Source organism: Nesterenkonia flava (genome assembly GCF_031432335.1).
GTDB classification, from domain to species: Bacteria; Actinomycetota; Actinomycetes; order Actinomycetales; family Micrococcaceae; genus Nesterenkonia; species Nesterenkonia flava.
Genome location: NZ_JAVKGT010000018.1, coordinates 26,982 through 44,793 on the forward strand (window position 1 = coordinate 26,982; position 17,812 = coordinate 44,793).

The 17,812-nt window shown below is 67.0% G+C and carries 15 protein-coding genes; 8 read left to right on the forward strand and 7 right to left on the reverse strand.

Features of this window, described 5'->3' with window-relative positions:
• The first annotated feature begins 9 nt into the window (after positions 1-9).
• Positions 10-1,011: an alpha/beta fold hydrolase gene (locus RH857_RS08105; protein WP_310537471.1), complete on the forward strand. Its 1,002-nt coding sequence runs from the start codon at positions 10-12 to the stop codon at positions 1,009-1,011.
• 18 nt (positions 1,012-1,029) lie between these two features.
• Here RH857_RS08105 and RH857_RS08110 read toward each other — a convergent pair whose 3' ends face one another.
• Positions 1,030-3,063, reverse strand: coding sequence for a primosomal protein N' family DNA-binding protein (locus RH857_RS08110; protein WP_310537472.1), 2,034 nt, complete (start codon positions 3,061-3,063; stop codon positions 1,030-1,032).
• Between the two features lie 134 nt (positions 3,064-3,197).
• Between RH857_RS08110 and RH857_RS08115 the strand changes: the two genes are divergently transcribed.
• Positions 3,198-4,085: an ATP-grasp domain-containing protein gene (locus tag RH857_RS08115; RefSeq protein ID WP_310537473.1), complete on the forward strand. Its 888-nt coding sequence runs from the start codon at positions 3,198-3,200 to the stop codon at positions 4,083-4,085.
• On the opposite strand, the gene RH857_RS08120 is transcribed toward RH857_RS08115, so the two are convergent.
• The 3 genes from RH857_RS08120 to RH857_RS08130 form a co-directional block, all read right to left on the reverse strand.
• Positions 4,076-4,681 carry a YybH family protein gene (locus RH857_RS08120; protein WP_310537474.1) on the reverse strand — a complete coding sequence of 202 codons (606 nt, stop codon included), beginning with the start codon at positions 4,679-4,681 and terminating at the stop codon, positions 4,076-4,078. The genes RH857_RS08115 and RH857_RS08120 overlap by 10 nt on opposite strands.
• 41 nt (positions 4,682-4,722) lie before the next feature.
• Positions 4,723-5,955 carry a methionine adenosyltransferase gene (metK, locus tag RH857_RS08125; protein ID WP_310537475.1) on the reverse strand — a complete coding sequence of 411 codons (1,233 nt, stop codon included), beginning with the start codon at positions 5,953-5,955 and terminating at the stop codon, positions 4,723-4,725.
• 63 nt (positions 5,956-6,018) lie between these two features.
• Positions 6,019-8,757, reverse strand: coding sequence for a GNAT family N-acetyltransferase (locus RH857_RS08130; protein ID WP_310537476.1), 2,739 nt, complete (start codon positions 8,755-8,757; stop codon positions 6,019-6,021).
• A gap of 82 nt (positions 8,758-8,839) precedes the next feature.
• Between RH857_RS08130 and RH857_RS08135 the strand changes: the two genes are divergently transcribed.
• The 3 genes from RH857_RS08135 to RH857_RS08145 all read left to right on the forward strand — a co-directional run bounded on the left by RH857_RS08135 (position 8,840) and on the right by RH857_RS08145 (position 13,185).
• Complete coding sequence (locus tag RH857_RS08135; RefSeq protein WP_310537477.1) at positions 8,840-11,365, forward strand: DNA gyrase/topoisomerase IV subunit A; 2,526 nt, start codon at positions 8,840-8,842, stop codon at positions 11,363-11,365.
• Between the two features lie 111 nt (positions 11,366-11,476).
• Positions 11,477-11,815: a BlaI/MecI/CopY family transcriptional regulator gene (locus tag RH857_RS08140; protein ID WP_310537478.1), complete on the forward strand. Its 339-nt coding sequence runs from the start codon at positions 11,477-11,479 to the stop codon at positions 11,813-11,815.
• Between the two features lie 374 nt (positions 11,816-12,189).
• Positions 12,190-13,185, forward strand: coding sequence for a M56 family metallopeptidase (locus tag RH857_RS08145; RefSeq protein ID WP_310537479.1), 996 nt, complete (start codon positions 12,190-12,192; stop codon positions 13,183-13,185).
• A gap of 75 nt (positions 13,186-13,260) precedes the next feature.
• Here RH857_RS08145 and RH857_RS08150 read toward each other — a convergent pair whose 3' ends face one another.
• Together RH857_RS08150 and fabG are read right to left on the reverse strand one after the other, a co-directional pair.
• Positions 13,261-14,016, reverse strand: a complete 756-nt coding sequence (locus RH857_RS08150; RefSeq protein WP_310537480.1) for an SDR family oxidoreductase — start codon at positions 14,014-14,016, stop codon at positions 13,261-13,263.
• 102 nt (positions 14,017-14,118) lie between these two features.
• Positions 14,119-14,826 carry a 3-oxoacyl-ACP reductase FabG gene (gene fabG, locus RH857_RS08155; RefSeq protein WP_310537481.1) on the reverse strand — a complete coding sequence of 236 codons (708 nt, stop codon included), beginning with the start codon at positions 14,824-14,826 and terminating at the stop codon, positions 14,119-14,121.
• A gap of 170 nt (positions 14,827-14,996) precedes the next feature.
• Between fabG and RH857_RS08160 the strand changes: the two genes are divergently transcribed.
• Genes RH857_RS08160 through RH857_RS08170 form a run of 3 tightly spaced genes read left to right on the forward strand, consistent with a single transcriptional unit; the run spans position 14,997 to position 16,638 of the window.
• Positions 14,997-15,473 carry a DUF3099 domain-containing protein gene (locus tag RH857_RS08160; RefSeq protein WP_310537482.1) on the forward strand — a complete coding sequence of 159 codons (477 nt, stop codon included), beginning with the start codon at positions 14,997-14,999 and terminating at the stop codon, positions 15,471-15,473.
• Complete coding sequence (locus tag RH857_RS08165; protein WP_310537483.1) at positions 15,473-15,736, forward strand: acetone carboxylase; 264 nt, start codon at positions 15,473-15,475, stop codon at positions 15,734-15,736. The genes RH857_RS08160 and RH857_RS08165 overlap by 1 nt, the downstream gene beginning before the upstream one ends.
• The gene (locus tag RH857_RS08170; RefSeq protein WP_310537484.1) at positions 15,733-16,638 is read left to right on the forward strand and encodes an SURF1 family cytochrome oxidase biogenesis protein; all 906 of its coding nucleotides are present in this window, start codon (positions 15,733-15,735) and stop codon (positions 16,636-16,638) included. The genes RH857_RS08165 and RH857_RS08170 overlap by 4 nt, the downstream gene beginning before the upstream one ends.
• Positions 16,639-16,663: 25 nt before the next feature.
• Here the strand turns inward: RH857_RS08170 and RH857_RS08175 are convergent, their stop codons facing one another.
• Positions 16,664-17,809 (reverse strand): hypothetical protein, encoded by a 1,146-nt coding sequence (locus tag RH857_RS08175; protein ID WP_310537485.1) that lies wholly within the window; start codon positions 17,807-17,809, stop codon positions 16,664-16,666.
• Positions 17,810-17,812: the final 3 nt, after the last annotated feature.

Below are 17,812 nucleotides of genomic sequence, written 5' to 3' on the forward strand. Positions count from 1 at the left end.
CTGAGGTTCGTGCACACCACAGACCAGTCGAGACGCCAGGCTCCCTTGAGCTCCTCTTCAGAGACTCTCCGCCCGTGGGTGGGGTACCCGCACCGAGAAGGTGAGCGCCACCGTGTTCCGGTCCGGTGGGACGACGACGGCACACCACTGAGCGCTGAGGTGGCCCTGTGGCGCTACGCCCCCGTAGGTCCCGGCGGATCGCGACCTCGGCTTCTGCTGATCCACGGCTTACGCGGAGATCACCACGGTATGCAGTTGATCGTGGACGCCCTGCCGGAGTTCGAAGTGCTGGTGCCGGATCTCCCCGGTTTCGGGGAAACCGAGCCCGTCTCCGACGCTGCGGGCCGGCGGGTTGAGCACACGCTCAGGGTGTACGCGGACCTGGTCGAGGCCCTCGCCTCTGAGCTGGGCCTCAGCGAGTCCGACGTGCTGTCCGGTCATTCCTTCGGCACGATCGTCACCGCAGCACACTGTGCCCGGCCCCGCCGGGGGCGCCGCTGGGCCGGACTCGTCCTCTCAGCACCCATCAGCAATGAGGTGTTCCGGGGCAGACTGCTGCCCGGGGCCGCAGTGGTTGAGCTCTACTACCGGCTCAGCCAGCTTCTGCCGGAACGCTACGGCAACGAGTTCCTCCGCTCGCGGACCATTCTCTCCGTGACGAACCTCACGATGGGAGCGGATCACGACCCCCTGGTGAGTTCTTACGTCCGGGACCAGCACAGCCAGCACTTCGGCGGCTACACGGACCGCCAGACACTGCTGGAGGCCTACCACTGCTCCAGCCGCCACACGGTCATGGACTATGCGTCGGATCTTCACCTGCCAGTGCTGCTGCTGCCCGGGGCCAAGGATAAGCTCAGCACTGAAGAGGGCCGACGCCGCCTGCGAGACCAGCTGCCCGACGGACGTCTGGAGGTGATTCGCGGCGGAGGCCATTTGGTGCACTACGAGAAGCCCGCCCAAATCGCTCGCTCCATCCGTCGGTTCGTCGCTGAAGTCGAGAGTCGCTGAGCGGACCTTGGAGGCAGCTCAGAACTGCAGCGACGCGACGTCGTCAACCGCTATGCGCAGGGCCCGCCCCTCCCCAGACGGGCCAGCACTGGCGGTGCGGCGAACGCGCCGTATCTCGGCGACGACGTCTGCGGCCTGCGCGTAGCTGAAGAACAGCAGCCAGCGGTGCCGGCCATCCTCCATGGGGGCCGGGCCGATCCACTCCAGGTTCTTCGGAAGGTTCAGACGCTGCAGGAACGTCTCGGCCTCCGTAGCCGCGCCCGTCAGCGAGAGCATGCGCACGGCCGGGGGTAGGCTCAGCTCCAAGCGACTATAGAGCTCCTTACGTGCGTAGCCCACGGGATCCCACCGCACCAGGGCGGCCGTGAGCTCCTCATGGTCGGCTGTCACCACCACCGTCCCCGAGGAGCTGCCATCCCGGCCGTGAGGTCGCACCAAAGACGCGGCCCGGAACCAGCGGGCCAGAACCTGCCGCGGGACATCGAGCCCCTCGCGGTTCAGCTGCGCATCCCCGTCCAGCAGCAGCGCGGCGGCGTATCCGGAGACCGCCGTCGGCTCCACTCCGGGGGTGCTGACCACCAGAGCGGGCTGGTCCCCCACGTCCGTGACGGGATGATCTGCGGTTGACGAGATCACGGTGGTGTTGGGAAATGCTCGGCCCAGTTCCTGCGCAGTCCGGTCCGCACCCCGTGCACCCGCCCGGAACACGGTATGGCCGCATTCCGCGCAGCGATGCTGTCGGTGATGCAATCCGCACCAGCGGCAGCGCAACGCCCGGGTCTGCCCGTGATGGGCCGGCAGCGCCAACGGGCCGTGGCAGTCCGGGCAGGTCTGGCGAGTCCTGCATCGCTCGCACAGCACGGCAGGGACAAATCCGGAACGCCCCACCTGCACCAGCACCGGGCCATGACGCAGCCCTTCCCGGGCGGCACGGTAGGCAGCAGCCGGCAGTCGTGCCTGCCGGAAGGCAGGGTCACGCTCCTGCTGATAGGAGTCTGCGGTGGAGACCATCAGAGGGGAGGCGGCCCGGCGCGCCTCGCGCGTCGCCGAACGGTCCTCAAGCCAGCCGCGCTCAACGAGGCGCTGCACCTCCAGACTCCGGTGGGTGGAGAGGAACAGGATGCCGGCGTCGCTCTGAACGCTGCGCAGCAGGGCGACCTCACGGGCGTGGTGATAGGGGGCGCGCGGCTCTGCATGGGTGGAGGCATCGTCGTCGAGCATGACGATCAGCCGCAGGTTCTGCACGGGCGCAAAGACTGCTGAGCGGGTGCCTACGGCAATGCTGGCCTGACCGTAACGCAACCGCAGGTACGAGCGGTAGCGCGGGGTGGGTCCCATATCGGAGGTAAGCCGGGCCACCTCATCCGTTCCAAGTTCGCGCTCCAGCAGCTCGGCCACCCGGTCCGTATCCCGCTGATCCGGCAGGACGACGACCGCCCCGCCGCCCGCCGCGCGGCACTCTTGCACCGCCGTCAGGATCTTGTGATCCCATCCGTCAGGACCGTAGGACTTCAGAGCAGTGTCAGCCTGGCGCGCTCCGACCGTCCCCGCCTCCGGGCGCCGCACCTCTGGGCCAGGAGAAGGGAACTCGGCGAACTCCTTCTCCACGCGGGCAACGCGCGGCGGGACCGCAGCCCGCAGCACGTCAGTCGTGGCCCCTGCATAGCGCTCGGCTACCCGTTCGGCCAGCAGCCGAACATCCTCCGAGAGCACCGGAAGAGCGGAGACGACGCTGGAGATGAGGCTCAGGCGCGAAACAGTGCCCGGCTTCTCCGTGCGGCTCAGGACCCACCCGGCCATCTCGCGACCGGAGAATCGCACTTTGACGCGACCGCCGGGCACCACCTTGGCACTGAGATCGATCGGCACCGCATAGTCGAAGGGTCTGTCCAGGTGAGGCACCGGGGTCTCCAGCAGCACCTGCGCCACCGGAAGATCCTCCGCACTGCCCGCCGGCAGCTTGGGGGCCGGCGGCGGCGCGAGGGCATCGAGCAGCGCGGGCTGGTGCCCCTGATCACTGCCGTGAGACTCGGCCCCGCCGTGCTGATTCATACCCTCGATGCTATCGGTCGCCTCGGACGGCGCTCTCTGCCGGCCGGGCTCTGACAGAATGAACCGGCTGCACCCGCTGAACACAGCCCAGCGGGTGCAGCCGACCATTGAGATTTGACCGTCAGGAGCAGCAGATGAGTTCGACCGTGGGGATCGTCGTCACCGATACCTATCGTCCCGGAGACGGTGACAACGACACCGCGCCGCTGATCGCAGCCCTCTCGGCACTGGACATTGCCGCGGAACCAGTGATCTGGCATGCCTGGGAACCCCGCTCCGACGCCGGCTATGACCTGCTGGTGCTGCGTTCTCCCTGGGACTATTCCGAGAGAGAGGCCGAGTTCCGCGCGTGGCTTGCCCGTGCGGCCGATGCCGTACCGGTGCTGAACCCGCCCGCTCTGGTGGAGTGGAACCTCGACAAGCTCTACCTGCAGGACCTGCAGCGCCTGGGCGTGGAGGTGGTGCCTACGCAGTGGGTCACCAGTCCTGCGGAGCTGGCGGCCGCGCTCTCTTCCCACGGCGGTGACTGGGTTGTGCTGAAGCCTTCGGTCTCAGCCGGGGCACTGAACACCGGGTTGATGCGCGCTAACTCCGCCGAGGCAGAGGAGCTGGGACGACAGATTCTCACTCTCGGCCGCACCGTGATGGTCCAACCGGAGGTCCCCGAGCTGTCCGAGGGGCTGGAGAAGGCCCTGTACTTCTTCGACGGCGAGTTCACCCATGCGATCTCCAAGGGAGCCCTGCTCGAACGGGGCGGTGGTTTCCGCGGCGGCTCATATCAGGAGAACCCCCAGCTCGTCACCGCGGCGGAGACCGAACGCGCCTTCGGGGCCAAAGTCCTCGACGCTGTCGCCAGGGCCACGGGCCAGCCGCTTCCCCTCTATGGGCGGATCGACATTGTCACCTCAGGCCGATGGGGCACCGTGCTGCTGGAGGCCGAGCTGTTCGAGCCGGCGCTGAATCTTCACCGGGCACCGGCAGCGGCAGCCGTACTCGCCCGGGCCATTGCACGTCAGCTCTGATAGGTGGCGGGCCGGAGCCCGCCGTCATCGGAGGTCAACGTCTCGGCGCCGGGAATCCGATCGGTGTTCTGAGCGGCGACGCACTGCCAGTCACCGGCACCATGTCGGTGCATCACGAAGGTGAAGACGCCCCGGCGCTCACCCGCCTCAGACTGAGTACCCGCCGGGAGGTGCGCCTCGGGGGCACCCTCGCGGGTGGTTCCGACAGACTCAGGGTCACTGCTGCCGGAGTCATGACCCGGCAGTGTCTGTCCGGTCAGCGTCCACAACGCGTGGACCACGGCGACGTCCGGGCCGAGGTCGCGTGTCTTGATCCGCTCCAGGCTCATTCTGGAAGCCCCGAAGATCCTGCGAAAGCCGTAGTCGTGCGCCGCCCGGATTCGGCGTCGGTTCTCAAACCACAGACCCACAACATTGACAAAGTCCGCGTCCGGGGCGAACAGCTCCGCTAGCGCCCCGGCGTCGGCGGCGTTCCAAGCTTCGGCGAAGCGGCAGGCGATCTCTCCGGGCTTGTGAAGCTTGGGGTCACGCGAGGTCCCGGCCCGGGGTTCTGAGGCAGGCGACGTCGTCTCCGTCTGTTCCGGTCCCTCAGTCATGATGACCCCCTGGGACTGACACTGTCCGACCCCCTGGGACCTTAGGCCCCGAAGAAGGACTTCAGCGCTTCAACCCGGTCAAGACGCTCCCAGGGGAAGTCCACGCCCTTGCGACCGAAGTGACCGTTCTTCGCCGTCTCGCGGTAGATGGGTCGCTTCAGGTCAAGATCTTCGATGATGCCCAGTGGACGGAGATCAAAAACCTCACCAATGGCTTCGGAGATCCGGACGGGGTCAACGTGCTCGGTGCCGAAAGTCTCCACGTAGATACCCACGGGCTGGGCCCGGCCGATGGCATAGGCGATCTGGATCTCCGCTCGATCCGCCAGCCCGGCGGCCACGACGTTCTTGGCGACCCAGCGCATCGCGTAGGCCGCCGAACGATCCACCTTGGACGGATCCTTTCCGGAGAAGGCCCCACCGCCGTGGCGGGCGAACCCGCCGTAGGTGTCCACGATGATCTTGCGACCGGTCAGTCCCGCATCTCCCACCGGGCCGCCGATGACGAATGGCCCGGAGGGATTGATGATCTCCGAGACTGCGGAGACGTCCAGGCCCGAGGCTTCGATGACCGGGGCGATGACCAGAGAAGAGATATCGTCGTGGAGCTGAGCCTGCTGGGTCTCTGCAGTGTGTTGGGTCGAGACCACCACCGTGTCCAGGTTCACGGGCCGGTCCCCGTCGTAGCCGATGGTGACCTGAGTCTTGCCGTCGGGCCTCAGATACTCCAGCTGACCGTTCTGCCGCACCTCCGTGAGGCGCGCCGACAGACGGTGGGCCAGAGCGATTGGGGTGGGCATGTATTCGTCGGTCTCATTGGTGGCGTAGCCGAACATGATGCCCTGGTCGCCTGCACCTTGGGCGTCCCGGGGGTCCTCGGCCTCACCCTGACGCTTTTCCAGGGAGTTGAAAACGCCGCCGGCGATCTCTGCCGACTGCTGGCCGATGCTCACCGAGACACCGCAGCGAGCGCCGTCGAACCCGTTGGCAGAGGAGTCATAGCCGATGTCCAGCAGCGTGGAGCGGACGATCTGGGGGATCTCGACATAGCCCGAGGTCGTGACCTCTCCGGCGACGTGCACCAGGCCGGTCGTGGTCAGCGCTTCCACCGCCACACGGGAGTCAGGATCCACGCTCAGCAGCGCGTCAAGAATGGCGTCGGAGACCTGGTCACAGATCTTGTCCGGATGCCCGATCGTCACCGACTCGGAGGAGAACAGACGCAGAGCCTGCGCCGGACGGTGAGCGGATGCTGCTGCGCTGCTGGTAGTCACCCCGTTATCCTACCGCCGCACCGCCTGGACCAGCACGACGACGTCATACGGCGTAAGAGCTCCTCAGTACCGAGAAATGGCGCGCCGGGCAGAATCAGTGCGCTGCTCAGGATTGGCGATGTCCACGGTGGCATGCAGGACGCTGACGCCGTCGGGTGAGGCCAGCAGTGGGGTCAGCTGAAGGAACGCGACCTGGGGGTGGTTGTCCTTGAGGATCGCGATGCGCTGGACCGTCTCCTCCAGCGCCGCGATGTCGACGCTGGGCAGCGATTGGTAGCCGAAGAGCTTTTTCGCCGCGCGCGGAGCGCGGATGAGCCGGCGCACATCCTTGTCGGTCATGGGGGGCACCGCGTGGGACCAGTCGTCGAGGAGGTCGACGGCGTCGCCTGAGACTCCGAAGGAGACCACCGGTCCCATCATGGGATCTTCGATGGCTCGCAGGATGCAGCCCTGACCGGTCGGCGCCATGGACTGGACTTCCAGACCGGGCGTGCCGTATCGGGCAAGTTCTCGCCGCATTTCGGTGATGACCCTCCTGAGGGCCTCCGGGGAGTCGATGTTCAGCTTGACGCCGCCGAGGTCCAGGCGGTGCCGCAGGTAGGTGTTGGTGGACTTCACCACCACGGGGTACCCGAGCTCCTCGGCCGCCTCGACGGCCTGCTCAGGAGTGTCGAACGCGATCGAGGGCATCAGCTCCACACCGTAGAGGCCCAGCAGCTGCGAGGTCTGGGTCTGAGTGAGACGTCTGAGCTCAGCACCGGACACATCGCTCAGCCACTCCTCCAGCAGGGCATCTGCTGTGCGTGCGGTAGCCGTCCCCTCCAGCCCCTGGGGCGTGAAGGTCTCACCGATCCCTTCGGCTCGCCACCGCTGGTAGCGGACCACCTTGGACAGAGCCGCCACAGAGCGCGTCGGCGAGGAGAAGATGGGCACGCCCTGCTGCAGCGCCCCGTTTTCAATGACGGGTCCCGCATTGCCGATGAAGTTCTGCGGCACCTTCGAGTCCAGGATGCCGATTAGCGACATCACCATCGGCTTGGTGTGACCGCGGGCGGTCTCGGAGATGGCCCGCGCGTGGTCATGGTGCTCTCCCGTGATGGTCGGCTGCAGGCACACCGCCAGCGCATCAACGTCCTCGTCCATGAACAGTGACTGAAGCGCCGCTGTCAACCGTCCAGCTGCCTCCCGCTGAGAGCCCTCGAGGTCGAGGGCATCGTCCAGCCGGGTGGTCTCCAGGCCGTAGGACTCCGCGGCGTCGACCAGAACGCGACTCATCGACGGAGAGTTGGAGAGGACGCCTAGGCGATTGCCGGCGGGCAGAGGCTGGGTGGCCAGCACCTGCAGCACGTCCATCAGAGAGTCATGGTTGCCGGCCTGGATAACGCCGGAATTGTCCAGCATGGAGTCCACCGCTCCACGAGGTGCGCGTGTGGTGCGCACCTCGTGACCGGGCGGCAGTCGTCGGCCCATCACGTCGGTCTTGCCCACCACGACCGGTTTGGTCAGCGACAGCCGTCGCGCGATCCGGGAGAACTTTCGGGGGTTGCCAAAGGACTCGAGGTAGACCCCCACGGCGCGTGTGGCGGCGTCGTCCTCGAAGTACTGCATGGCGTCATTGCCCGAGAGGTCGGCGCGATTACCTGCGGAGATGACGGCGCTCAGCCCGAGCTCGCGCCGGTAGGCCTGGGCGTAGAGGGAGACGCCTACCGAGGCGGACTGGGTGAAGAGTCCCACTCCCCCGCGCAAGGGCATCTGAGGGGACAGCGAGGCGTTGAGCGAAACGTCCGGATCGGTGTTGATCAGCCCCACTGACGCCGGGCCGATGACCCGCATGCCCCAGCTTCGGGCCAGGCTGACCAGTTCGCGCTGGTCGATCGGACCGGAGCCGGCGTCGCGGGCGATCCCGTCGGTGACCACCAGAATCCCCTTGACCCCGTGGCGCCCGCAGTCCCGAACCACCTGCGCCAGCTGGTCCGCGGGCACGGCGATAACGGCCAGGTCGATCTCCTGCCGAATATGCTCCAGGGAGGAGTAGGCGGGGGTGCCGCCGACCTCGAACGCCTCGGGATTGACCGAATGGATACCGCCGGTGAACCGACCCTCCACGAGGTTCTGCAGCAGGTGGTAGCCCACGGATCCGTACTCACGGGACGCACCGATGACGGCGACCTGCGCGGGAGCCAGCAGCTCACCTACGCTGCGCGCCTCAGCGCGGTGCTCCCGAGCTTCCATCACGGCTCGGGACTTCTCAGTGGGGTCAATCGAGAACTTCACAAAGATGACGTCATCCTCGAAGCTTCGCTGGATCTCATAGCCGGCCTCACTGAAGACTGCGAGCATCTTGCGGTTCTGCGGGAGCACCTCCGCGGAGAACAGCTCGATGCCGCGCTCACGTCCGGCGGCAGCCAGGTGCTCCAGCAGAATGGACCCGAGCCCGCGCCCCTGGTGGGCGTCGGCGATATTGAAGGCCACCTCCGCCTCATTCGTGCCTTCGATGCGGTCGTAGCCGCCGACGCCGATAATCTCCTGCTCCCCCGAGGGGCTGGCCAGCAGGATCACCAGCGACACCCGATCCACGTGGTCCACGTGGGTGAAGCGCTCGAGCTCCTTCTCCGTGAGGGTGGACTTGTAGGTGAAGTAGCGCAGATAGATGGAGGACTCCGACTGCCCGGCGTGCATGCGCGCAAGCCTCTCGGCATCCTCGGGCGCCACGGGCCTCAGCTGCGCTGCTGCACCGTCTCGCAGGACGACATCGGCCTCCCAGTGGGCCGGATATCCGCTGACTTCGGCTCTTCCACCCATAGGATTCAGGGTAGCCGCAGTTCCGCCCGCAACCCACCCCCGTGGCATCGTGCCCGGATGACAAGGACCTGACCCACCAACTATGGCCCGCCGATCCAGCTCCCGCTCCAGCGACTCAGCTCCTCCGGTGACTCCGGAGGAGAACATCATCGACATCGACGTCTCCGCGGAGATGGAGACCTCGTTCCTGGAGTACGCGTATTCGGTGATCTACTCGCGGGCGCTGCCCGATGCTCGCGACGGCCTCAAGCCGGTGCAGCGACGCATCCTCTACATGATGTCGCAGATGGGTCTGCGCCCGGAGAAGGGGCATGTGAAGTCCGCCCGCGTCGTGGGCGAGGTGATGGGCAAGCTGCACCCTCACGGTGATGCGGCCATCTATGACGCTCTGGTGCGTATGGCTCAGCCCTTCGCGCTGCGGCTGCCACTGGTCGACGGACATGGGAACTTCGGCTCACTCGACGACGGCCCGGCGGCCCCGCGTTACACCGAGGCACGCATGACCGCCGCTGCGACGGCCATGACCGCGGACCTGGACGAGGACGTCGTCGACTTCGAAGCCAACTATGACAACCAGCTCACCCAGCCCTCCGTCCTGCCCAGCGCGTTCCCGAACCTCCTGGTCAATGGCGCTTCCGGGATCGCGGTGGGCATGGCCACCAACATGGCCCCGCACAATCTGCGCGAGGTCGTAGCCGGGGCCCGGCATCTGATCCTGAATCCTGAGGCCACACTCGAGGACATCATGGTCCACATCCCGGGTCCGGACCTGCCCTCCGGCGGCCGGATCGTGGGGCTGGACGGTGTCCGGGACGCGTACCGCACCGGTCGCGGCAGCTTCAAGACCCGGGCCAAGGTGAGCATCGAACAGGTCTCGCCCCGGCGCACCGGCATTGTGGTCACGGAGCTTCCCTACATGGTGGGGCCGGAGAAGGTCATTGAGAAGATCAAGGACGCAGCGCAGTCCAAGAAGCTGACCGGCGTCGCCGACGTCCTGGATCTGACCGACCGTAAGCATGGTCTGCGGATGATCATCGAGCTCAAGGCCGGCTTCAATCCACAAGCGGTGCTCGCCCAGCTCTACCGCCTCACACCGTTGGAGGACTCCTTCGGCATCAACAATGTGGCTCTGGTCGACGGCCAGCCGCGCACCATGGGTCTGCTGGAGATGCTGCAGGTCTACGTCGACCACCGGATCGATGTGGTGCGACGCCGCACCTCCTACCGGCTGGGTAAGCGCCGCGACCGGCTGCACCTGGTCGAAGGTCTGCTCGTGGCGATCCTCGACATCGACGAAGTCATCCAGATCATCCGTGCCGCCGAGGACACCGCCACGGCGCGCGAGCGGCTGATGAGCATCTTTGACCTCTCCCACCCCCAGGCCGAGCACATTCTGGAGCTGCGCCTGCGGCAGCTGACCCGTTACTCCACCATTGAGCTGGAACAGGAGAAGCAGCGCCTGGAGGAGGAGATCGCGGAGCTCACCGCGATCCTGGAGTCGGAGTCCCGCCTGCGTGAGGTGGTCGCGGATGAGCTCGGCGACGTCGCGGAGAAGTACGGAGACGACCGCCGGACCGAGCTGCTGGACTCCGAAGCTGTAGAGCCGACGGCGCCTGCCGCGGCCGCCAAGGCCGACGACGCCGGCACCTCTCTCCAGATCCCTGATGCCCCCTGCTGGGCACTGCTGTCGACCTCCGGCATGCTCGCCAGAACCACTGATCGCTCCGGGCTGGTGCACCCGGGGCGCCGCTCCCGCCATGACGCTCTGCAGTCGCTGGTGGCAACCACTGCCCGCGGCGAGATCGGCGCGGTCACCTCCGCCGGACGCATGATCCGCGTACCGGTAGTCGATATGCCCGCCCTGGTGGTCGCCTCAGGTAGCGTGAACCTCAATCAGGGCACCAAGGTCAAGGACTTCCTCACCCTGGACAAGCGCGAGGAGCTCGTGGGCTTCGTCCCCCTAGACACGGTGATCGCTCTGGCCACCAGGGAGGGACGCGTCAAGCGCGTGAACCCGGAGTACCCCCTGAACCGTGACGATTGGGAGGTCATCACGCTCAAGGACAAGGACGCGGTGATCGCCGTAGAGATTGCCGCGCACGACGCCGACCAGCTGGTCTTCGTCTCCCGCGGCGCCCAGCTGCTGCGCTACGACGCTGCCCTCGTTCGCCCCCAAGGCCGGACCGGCTCGGGTGTGGCGGGCATGAAGCTCTCCGAGGACGACGCGGTGATTGGGTTCTCCGTCATCCCAGCAGCCGCAGCGGAACAGGAGGCCGGGGCCGTCGTCGTCACCGTAGCGGCAGGAAGCGAAGCCCTGGAAGGCCTCGAAGCCGGCAGCATCAAAGTGAGCGACCTCTCGGAATTCCCGTCCAAAGGCCGGGCGACCGGAGGCGTCCGGGCCCACCGCTTCCTGCGCGGTGAAGACCACCTGAGCCTGGGCCGGGCAGTCCTCGCACCGCCTATGGCTGCCGCCAAGAACGGCTCCGCCCGCACGGTGCCCGCTGAGATGTCACGTCGTGACGCCTCCGGCGTGCCGCTGGAGCAGGGCATCGACGCGGTGGCCTCCAGTCCGGAGGTGCTCTCGCAGACGCTCGTCACACGCCCGTAATCTCCGACACGCTTTACTACACAACGTAGAAGAACTGCGCTGATCGGCGTATCGTAGTAATGCACCGGGTGATACCGGAGCATCGTTAGTGAGTGTGAAGGAGTAGGCGCGATGGCCAGTCTCGGCGATCTTGAGCGTTCGGTGATGACTCTGCTGTGGGACGGCGGAGCGTCTTTGAGCGCCAATGAGGTGCGCGACCAGCTCGATGAGGGCCTGGCCGTGACCACGGTGCTCACCGTCCTGTCCCGTCTGGAGAAGAAGGGCATGGTCCGCCGCGAGCGTTCGACCCGCCCCCACCGCTACTCAGCCACCGCCTCCCGTGAGGAGCACACGGTCGAGATGCTCAATGAGGTCCTCGGCACCGCTCTTGATCGTGAGGCCGTCCTGGCACGTTTCATCGGCGGGGTCTCCGACTCCGAGGCCGCCGCACTCCGCAAGATTCTGCGCTAGTTCCGCGGCGCGCACATGTCGCGCCCCCTCTCCCCGAGGTGGCCCGCACCCCCGCTCACGCCGCCGCACGGGTCCCTGACCTCGCGGCTCCCAGTCCGCTGGTGCGGACCTTCACGCCTTGAAGCGTTAGTTCCGCGGCGCGGACATGTAGCACCCGCTCTCCCCGAGGTGGCCCGCACCCCGGCTCACGCGGCCGCACGGGGCCCTGACCCCGCGGCTCCCGATCCGCTGACGCGGACCTTCACGCCTGAAGCCCGCCCACGGCAGAGTGTGCTCAAACTGCAGCAAAAGGGCAGGATCGGCGCTGCTCGTTACAGTTTCGGCACACTCTCTGTCGGCACACCCGCCCGGGCGAGCGGTAAGCTGGTGCTCCAGTGGAACCCCTCGCACTCTTTCTCGCCATTCTCGCTGCGGCCCTCGCCGTGCCGGTGCCCAAGCTGCTGCACCAGGCACGTTTCCGGGCACGCTCGCCCTGGGCTGCCATGCTGCTCTGGCAGGCGATCGCTCTGGCTGGTGGCCTCTCCCTCATCGGGGCGCCCCTGATATTCGGCCTCTCCCCCTTCGGCGACTCACCCCTGGATGCGACCATCACCGCAGTCTCGCTCGTCACCACGGAAGACCTCTCGGCGCTGGACGAGCACAATGTCCACCCCGTGCATCTCTTCGCCCTCTGCTTGGCCGTGCTTCTCGCCGGCCATCTGCTGCTGACCCTGGCCCGCACCTACCTCCGGGTGCTCTCGGCACGACGACGCCACCGTCAGCTGGTGCACCTGCTCTCCACTCCCCCTGAATCAGGCGCAGACGTGCGCCAGCTCGGCCCGCTGACCGAGGCTCATATCATCGAGCACGATGCACCGTTGGCCTACTGCCTTCCGGGGCGCACCCACGCCAGTTCGGTCACGGTGCTCTCCCGCGGGCTGCTGGAGCAGCTCACGCGCGAGGAGCTGGCGGCCGTCGTCGCCCATGAACGGACCCATCTGCAGCAGCGCCACCATCTGTTGACCATGGCCTTCGAAGCCTGGTACCGGGCCCTGCCGTGGCTGCCCACCACCCGCTACGGACGCGAGGCCGTGCTGGAACTGACGGAGATGCTCGCCGACGACGGCGCCCTACGTGAGCACACCCGCGATGACCTCTTACGATCCCTGGCCCTGAGCACCCCGGAGAGCAGCACTGAGAGCGCCTCGCAGTCCGCTCCCGCCGAGACGCTCGCCGCCACCCCAGGCGCCACCGGGGTACTGATCACCACCGCGCGACTGCAGCGGCTTCTGGTTCCCAGACCAGGGCTGAGCAGAAGCTCCCTCGCCGGCGTCGTTCTTCTGGCCCTGGGGCTGCTGGCCGTCCCCACCGGTCTCATCCTGCTGAGCTGACCGCATGGCGAAGCCCCGGGCCTTTACCAGGATCCCGGGGCTTCGTCAGCGAACGGTCGCGGATGAACACATCGGCTACTGGCGGCTGAGGAAGTCCTCGGCACCGCCCACCAGCTCGGTATGGGCCTGTTCCAGGCCGGGCTTATTCACTAGCGAGGCAATCTCCGCGGCGAACTCCTCGACGGTGTAGAGCTTGCCTGCGGCTTCACGCCGCGCTTCGATCGCGCCCGGCTGCGCACGGTCCAGCAGGGTTGCGGTGATCGTCCCCTCGATCATGTCGCCGGAGACGACAGTGAGGGTGATGCCCTTCTCGTCAAATTGTGGGACCATCTCGCGCAGGGCGTCCTCGCCGGCACGCTTGGAGCGCGCCACGGGCTCATAGGCGTCCATCGTGGCCGTCTGATTGATGAAGTGTGCCTGGTGGCTGGTGACGAAGACGATCTGCGAGCCAGCGGGCATCACTTCCAGCGCGGCCTTGACCATGTTGACCTGAGCGTCGCGGTTGAGCTTGAGCGCGTAGTCCTCACCCCGGTCAGCCTCCATGCCGCCGGAGGCGTTGAGGATCAGCAGGTCCAGCGAGCCGAAGTTTTCCACAGCAGCGTCCACCAGCGTTTTAGCTCCGGTGTCCTCGGTGAGGTCGGCTCCTACGGCCACCGCCCGGCCGCCGGCCTCCTCGATGCCCTTGACCACTTTGTTGGCGCGGGGTGCCTTGGCCCGATAGTTGACGACGACGCCGGCACCACGGGCTGCGATGAGCTGAGCGGTCGCGGCACCGATTCCCCGGGATGAGCCGGTGATGACCGCGCCCTTGCCCTCAAGATCCTTAGTCATGTGTGTCCTCTTTCTGCGTGCGGCACGCGGGCCGGCGAGCACCGGCGCCTCAGCGCCGGGAGTCCCCGGACGTACCAGATCAATGGGAGTTCTGGGGGGGGGTCAGTGACCCATGCCGAGGCCGCCGTCCACCGGGATGACGGCACCAGAGATGTAGCCGGCCTCCTCGGAGGCGATCCAGCGGACCACGCGGGCCACCTCATCGGTTTCGGCGAAGCGTCCGGCGGGAATGTTTTCCAGGTACTTCTTCTGGGTGTCCTCATCCAGAGCATCGGTCATGTCCGACCGCACGAAGCCCGGAGCCACCACGTTGGCGGTAATGCCGCGTCCGCCCAGCTCGCGGGTCAGGGAGCGGGCCATGCCCACCAGCGCGGATTTCGAGGCGGAGTAGTTGATCTGCCCCGGGGAGCCGTAGAGACCCACCACCGAACCGATGAGCACCACGCGGCCCTTCTTCAGGCGCAGCATTCCCTTGGAGGCGCGCTTAAGCACGCGGAAGGCGCCCGTCAGGTTGGTATCGAGAACATCGGTGAAATCGTGCTCGCTCATGCGCAGCAGCAGAGTGTCGCGGGTGATCCCAGCGTTGGCCACAAGAACTTCAACCGGCCCGTGGGCCTCCTCCACCTGCTTGAAGGCCGCATCAACTGAGGCAGAGTCGGTGACGTCGGCAGCAACGCCCAGCGCACCCTCCGGCGCCTCTCCGTTGCGGGTGGTGACGGCGACCTTGTCGCCGTTGGCCAGAAACTCCTCGGCGATCGCGCGGCCGATGCCGCGGTTGCCGCCGGTGATCAGAACTGATCGTCCGCTCAATGCTTCTCCTGTGGTCTCAAGGACTAAAAGGTCTGCGCAGGCCCGCGCTTTGGGGGCCGCTTGCTCGCCCACCACCCTACGCGAGCCGGGTCTCTACCCGCGCGTCACCACGCGACGAAGCCCACTTCTACCAAGCGTAGAAGTCACTCTCGGGGGCGTAGAATGTAGTGATGGCCGAGCAGGTTCACTCCATCACGGACGCCCCCGTGAAGCACAGTGACGAACAGCGCGGACGCATGGTGCGCTACACCGTCTCCATGTCTATCCGCCTGGTCTGCTTCATCCTTGCCGTCGTCGTCGGTGTGGTGTGGGAGTCCTGGTGGGCTCTTGCCTTCATCGTCGGGGCGGTGGTGCTGCCCTATGTCGCGGTGGTCGACGCCAACGCAGGCGGTGAGCGCTACACGCTCAAGCGCGAGGCCGAGGGACTTGAGGCCCGCACTCAGTTGACCACCGGGCACGAAGAGCCCGCGGACGAGCCACGCCAATGGTGGGAGGAGGACGACGACGTCGACTCCCCCACCCCGCAGGCACCGGAAGTCATCTCTGGTGAAGTCATCGCCGAGGACCAGTCGGCGCAGCCGCCGCCGGCCGGGACAGAACCCGGAGACGGTCCAGACGAGCCCAAGACGAGTAGGAGGGAGCACTGATGGATCTTCTCGGCTCACTCGGCGCCCAGTCCTCCGGCCCGGAGGTCCCCGAATGCTCACGCAAGGGCTGCCGTGCGCCCGCCCAGTGGCAGATTCTGTGGAACAACCCGAAAATCCACACCCCCGAGCGTCGAAAAATTTGGTTAGGGTGTCCCGAGCACCGGCAGTGGCTGGAGAACTTCCTGCGCCAACGCCTGTTCTGGCGCAGCACTGAGCCCCTAGAGCCTGCGCAGTCAGCACCTTCTGAAGGAGACCACGGATGAGGCAGCGGTACAGCTTCCTGAAGTCCCCCACGTGGATGGGCTGGCTCGCCGTGTGCGCTCTGTTCGCTGTGGCCTGCTACTTCCTGGGCCAGTGGCAGCTGGACCGGCGCGAACACGCTCTGGAGGAGATCAACCGCGTCGTGGCCAACTACGACGAGGATCCCGTGCCCTACGCCGAGGCCCGGGAGCAGTTCCGCGCACCCGACGCCGCCGATGAGTGGACCGTGGTGAGTCTGCGTGGTGAGTACCTCTCCGAGGACTACCGTCTCGCGCGCAACCGACCGCACAGCGGTCGCGTAGGCTACGAGCAAGTTGTCCCCTTCCGTGAGGCCAGCACCGGCGACGTCCTGGCGGTGTCCCGCGGATGGCTGCCCACCAGCAGCACTGACGGCGGCCAGCCCGCCTTCAACCCGGAGCCTCCCAGCGGCGAGGTGGAGCTGGTCATGCGGCTGAAGCTCGGCGAGCCCGATATCAACCGTGACGCTCCTGAGGGGCAGCTCGCCTCGATCGACCTGCAAGAGTACTCCTCGCAGGTGGGCTACGACCTGGTCCCGGGCGCCTACGGACTCATGGCGGAGGAGAGCCCTGCACCCGCGGAGGCCCCCAGCCAGCTGCCACGCCCCTCCCTGGACGAGGGACCGCATCTTTCCTACTCCATGCAGTGGATCGCCTTTGGCCTGCTGGGCTTTGTCGGGTGGGGCTACGCGGCCCGGCTGCATGCCCGCAATCGCGACCTGGAGGCCCTGGAAGAGCAGACCGAGGGCCAGCACGAGGCTGCCGGCACCGCCCACCGTGACCGCCTGCGCGAAGCCAAGCGCGCACAGCGGCTGCGGGAGGGCAAGCTCAACGATGAGGACCTCGAAGACGCCTGGGTCGAGGAGCACCTGACCCGCTCCCGGTGAGCCCCGCGGCAAAGCTGCCTCGCCTCTACGATGAGGGAAGCCAGCGCGTCACTGGGCCATCGCCGTCCAGCACCCAGGATCGTACCCGATCGCTGAGGGCGAGCTGTGAGGTGAACCAGTAGGTCTGGTCAGGGTGCCACCCGGCGATGACGCTGGCGTACTCGGCGCCCTCTGCCTGGGCTGATGCGCCCGAGACTTCCACTGGGATCGCCGTGCCCGCCGCCTGGACATAGCAGGCTGTGGTCAGGTGCACCGCATCGTAGTCCTGAGCTACCTGGTACCAGTCGGGGATGATCCAGCGACCTTCGCGGCCTGTGGTCCGGTACCAGTCGTGCCGCTTCTGGTAGGTCACCTCCAGGGGATATCGCCAGCACAGTCCCGCCCAGACCTCTGGTCCGGTGATCTCCAGGATCCTGAGGCCAGCAGCTGCGCTGGGAAGCTCGAGACCCCGTGTGGTGGCCGCCTCCCAGTCGAAGGGGTCCTCGACCCACCACAGCCCGGCAGGGCTCCCGTCGCTGAAGCTCGCGGTGCTTGTCAGCAGCGAATGGCCTTGAGTCAAGGGGAAGGACCACCATTCGCCGCTGACACCGGCCGTGATCTTCCGGTACTGCGGCTGGTTGTCCCGCACCTCCGCCTTCAGCGCCTCGTGGCGCCAGGCCTCGAGGGCGGCCGGGACGTCGGCCAGCACGGAGGGTGCGCGCTCCCCCTCCCAGTGGACGACATGCTGGTCCTGCAGCTGCACCGGTTGTACCCAGCGCTGGGCCTCGGGCGAGGAGACCACGTGCTCGGCTACGCGGTGCAATGCCTCGCGCAGCTCGTCGGTGGCAGCCAGAGCATCGGTCCCGTCCGGTACTTGCCAGTACCGCGCAAGCGCCGCCGCATCCGCCAGGCCGGGACGCAGGTTCTCTTCATTGGCCTCCAGCAGCGGGACAGCGTCCAGGGCGCGGGCCACCTCTGCGGGGGTGACGGTCGGCGGAGACTCCGAGCCCGTGCCGAACAGCATCCCCGCGGCCCCTGGGGGTTGCATCCGATAAGAGCCCCAGAACTCCGCCTCGTGAAAGGGCCGGTCATCTGGGTTGCGAAGGAGCTGTTCGGACGTGCGCGCGAACTCCATCAGAAACCGGCGCCCGCGGGGACCGGAGAGCAGGTGCCATGCTGTGAGGGGCTTCATGAC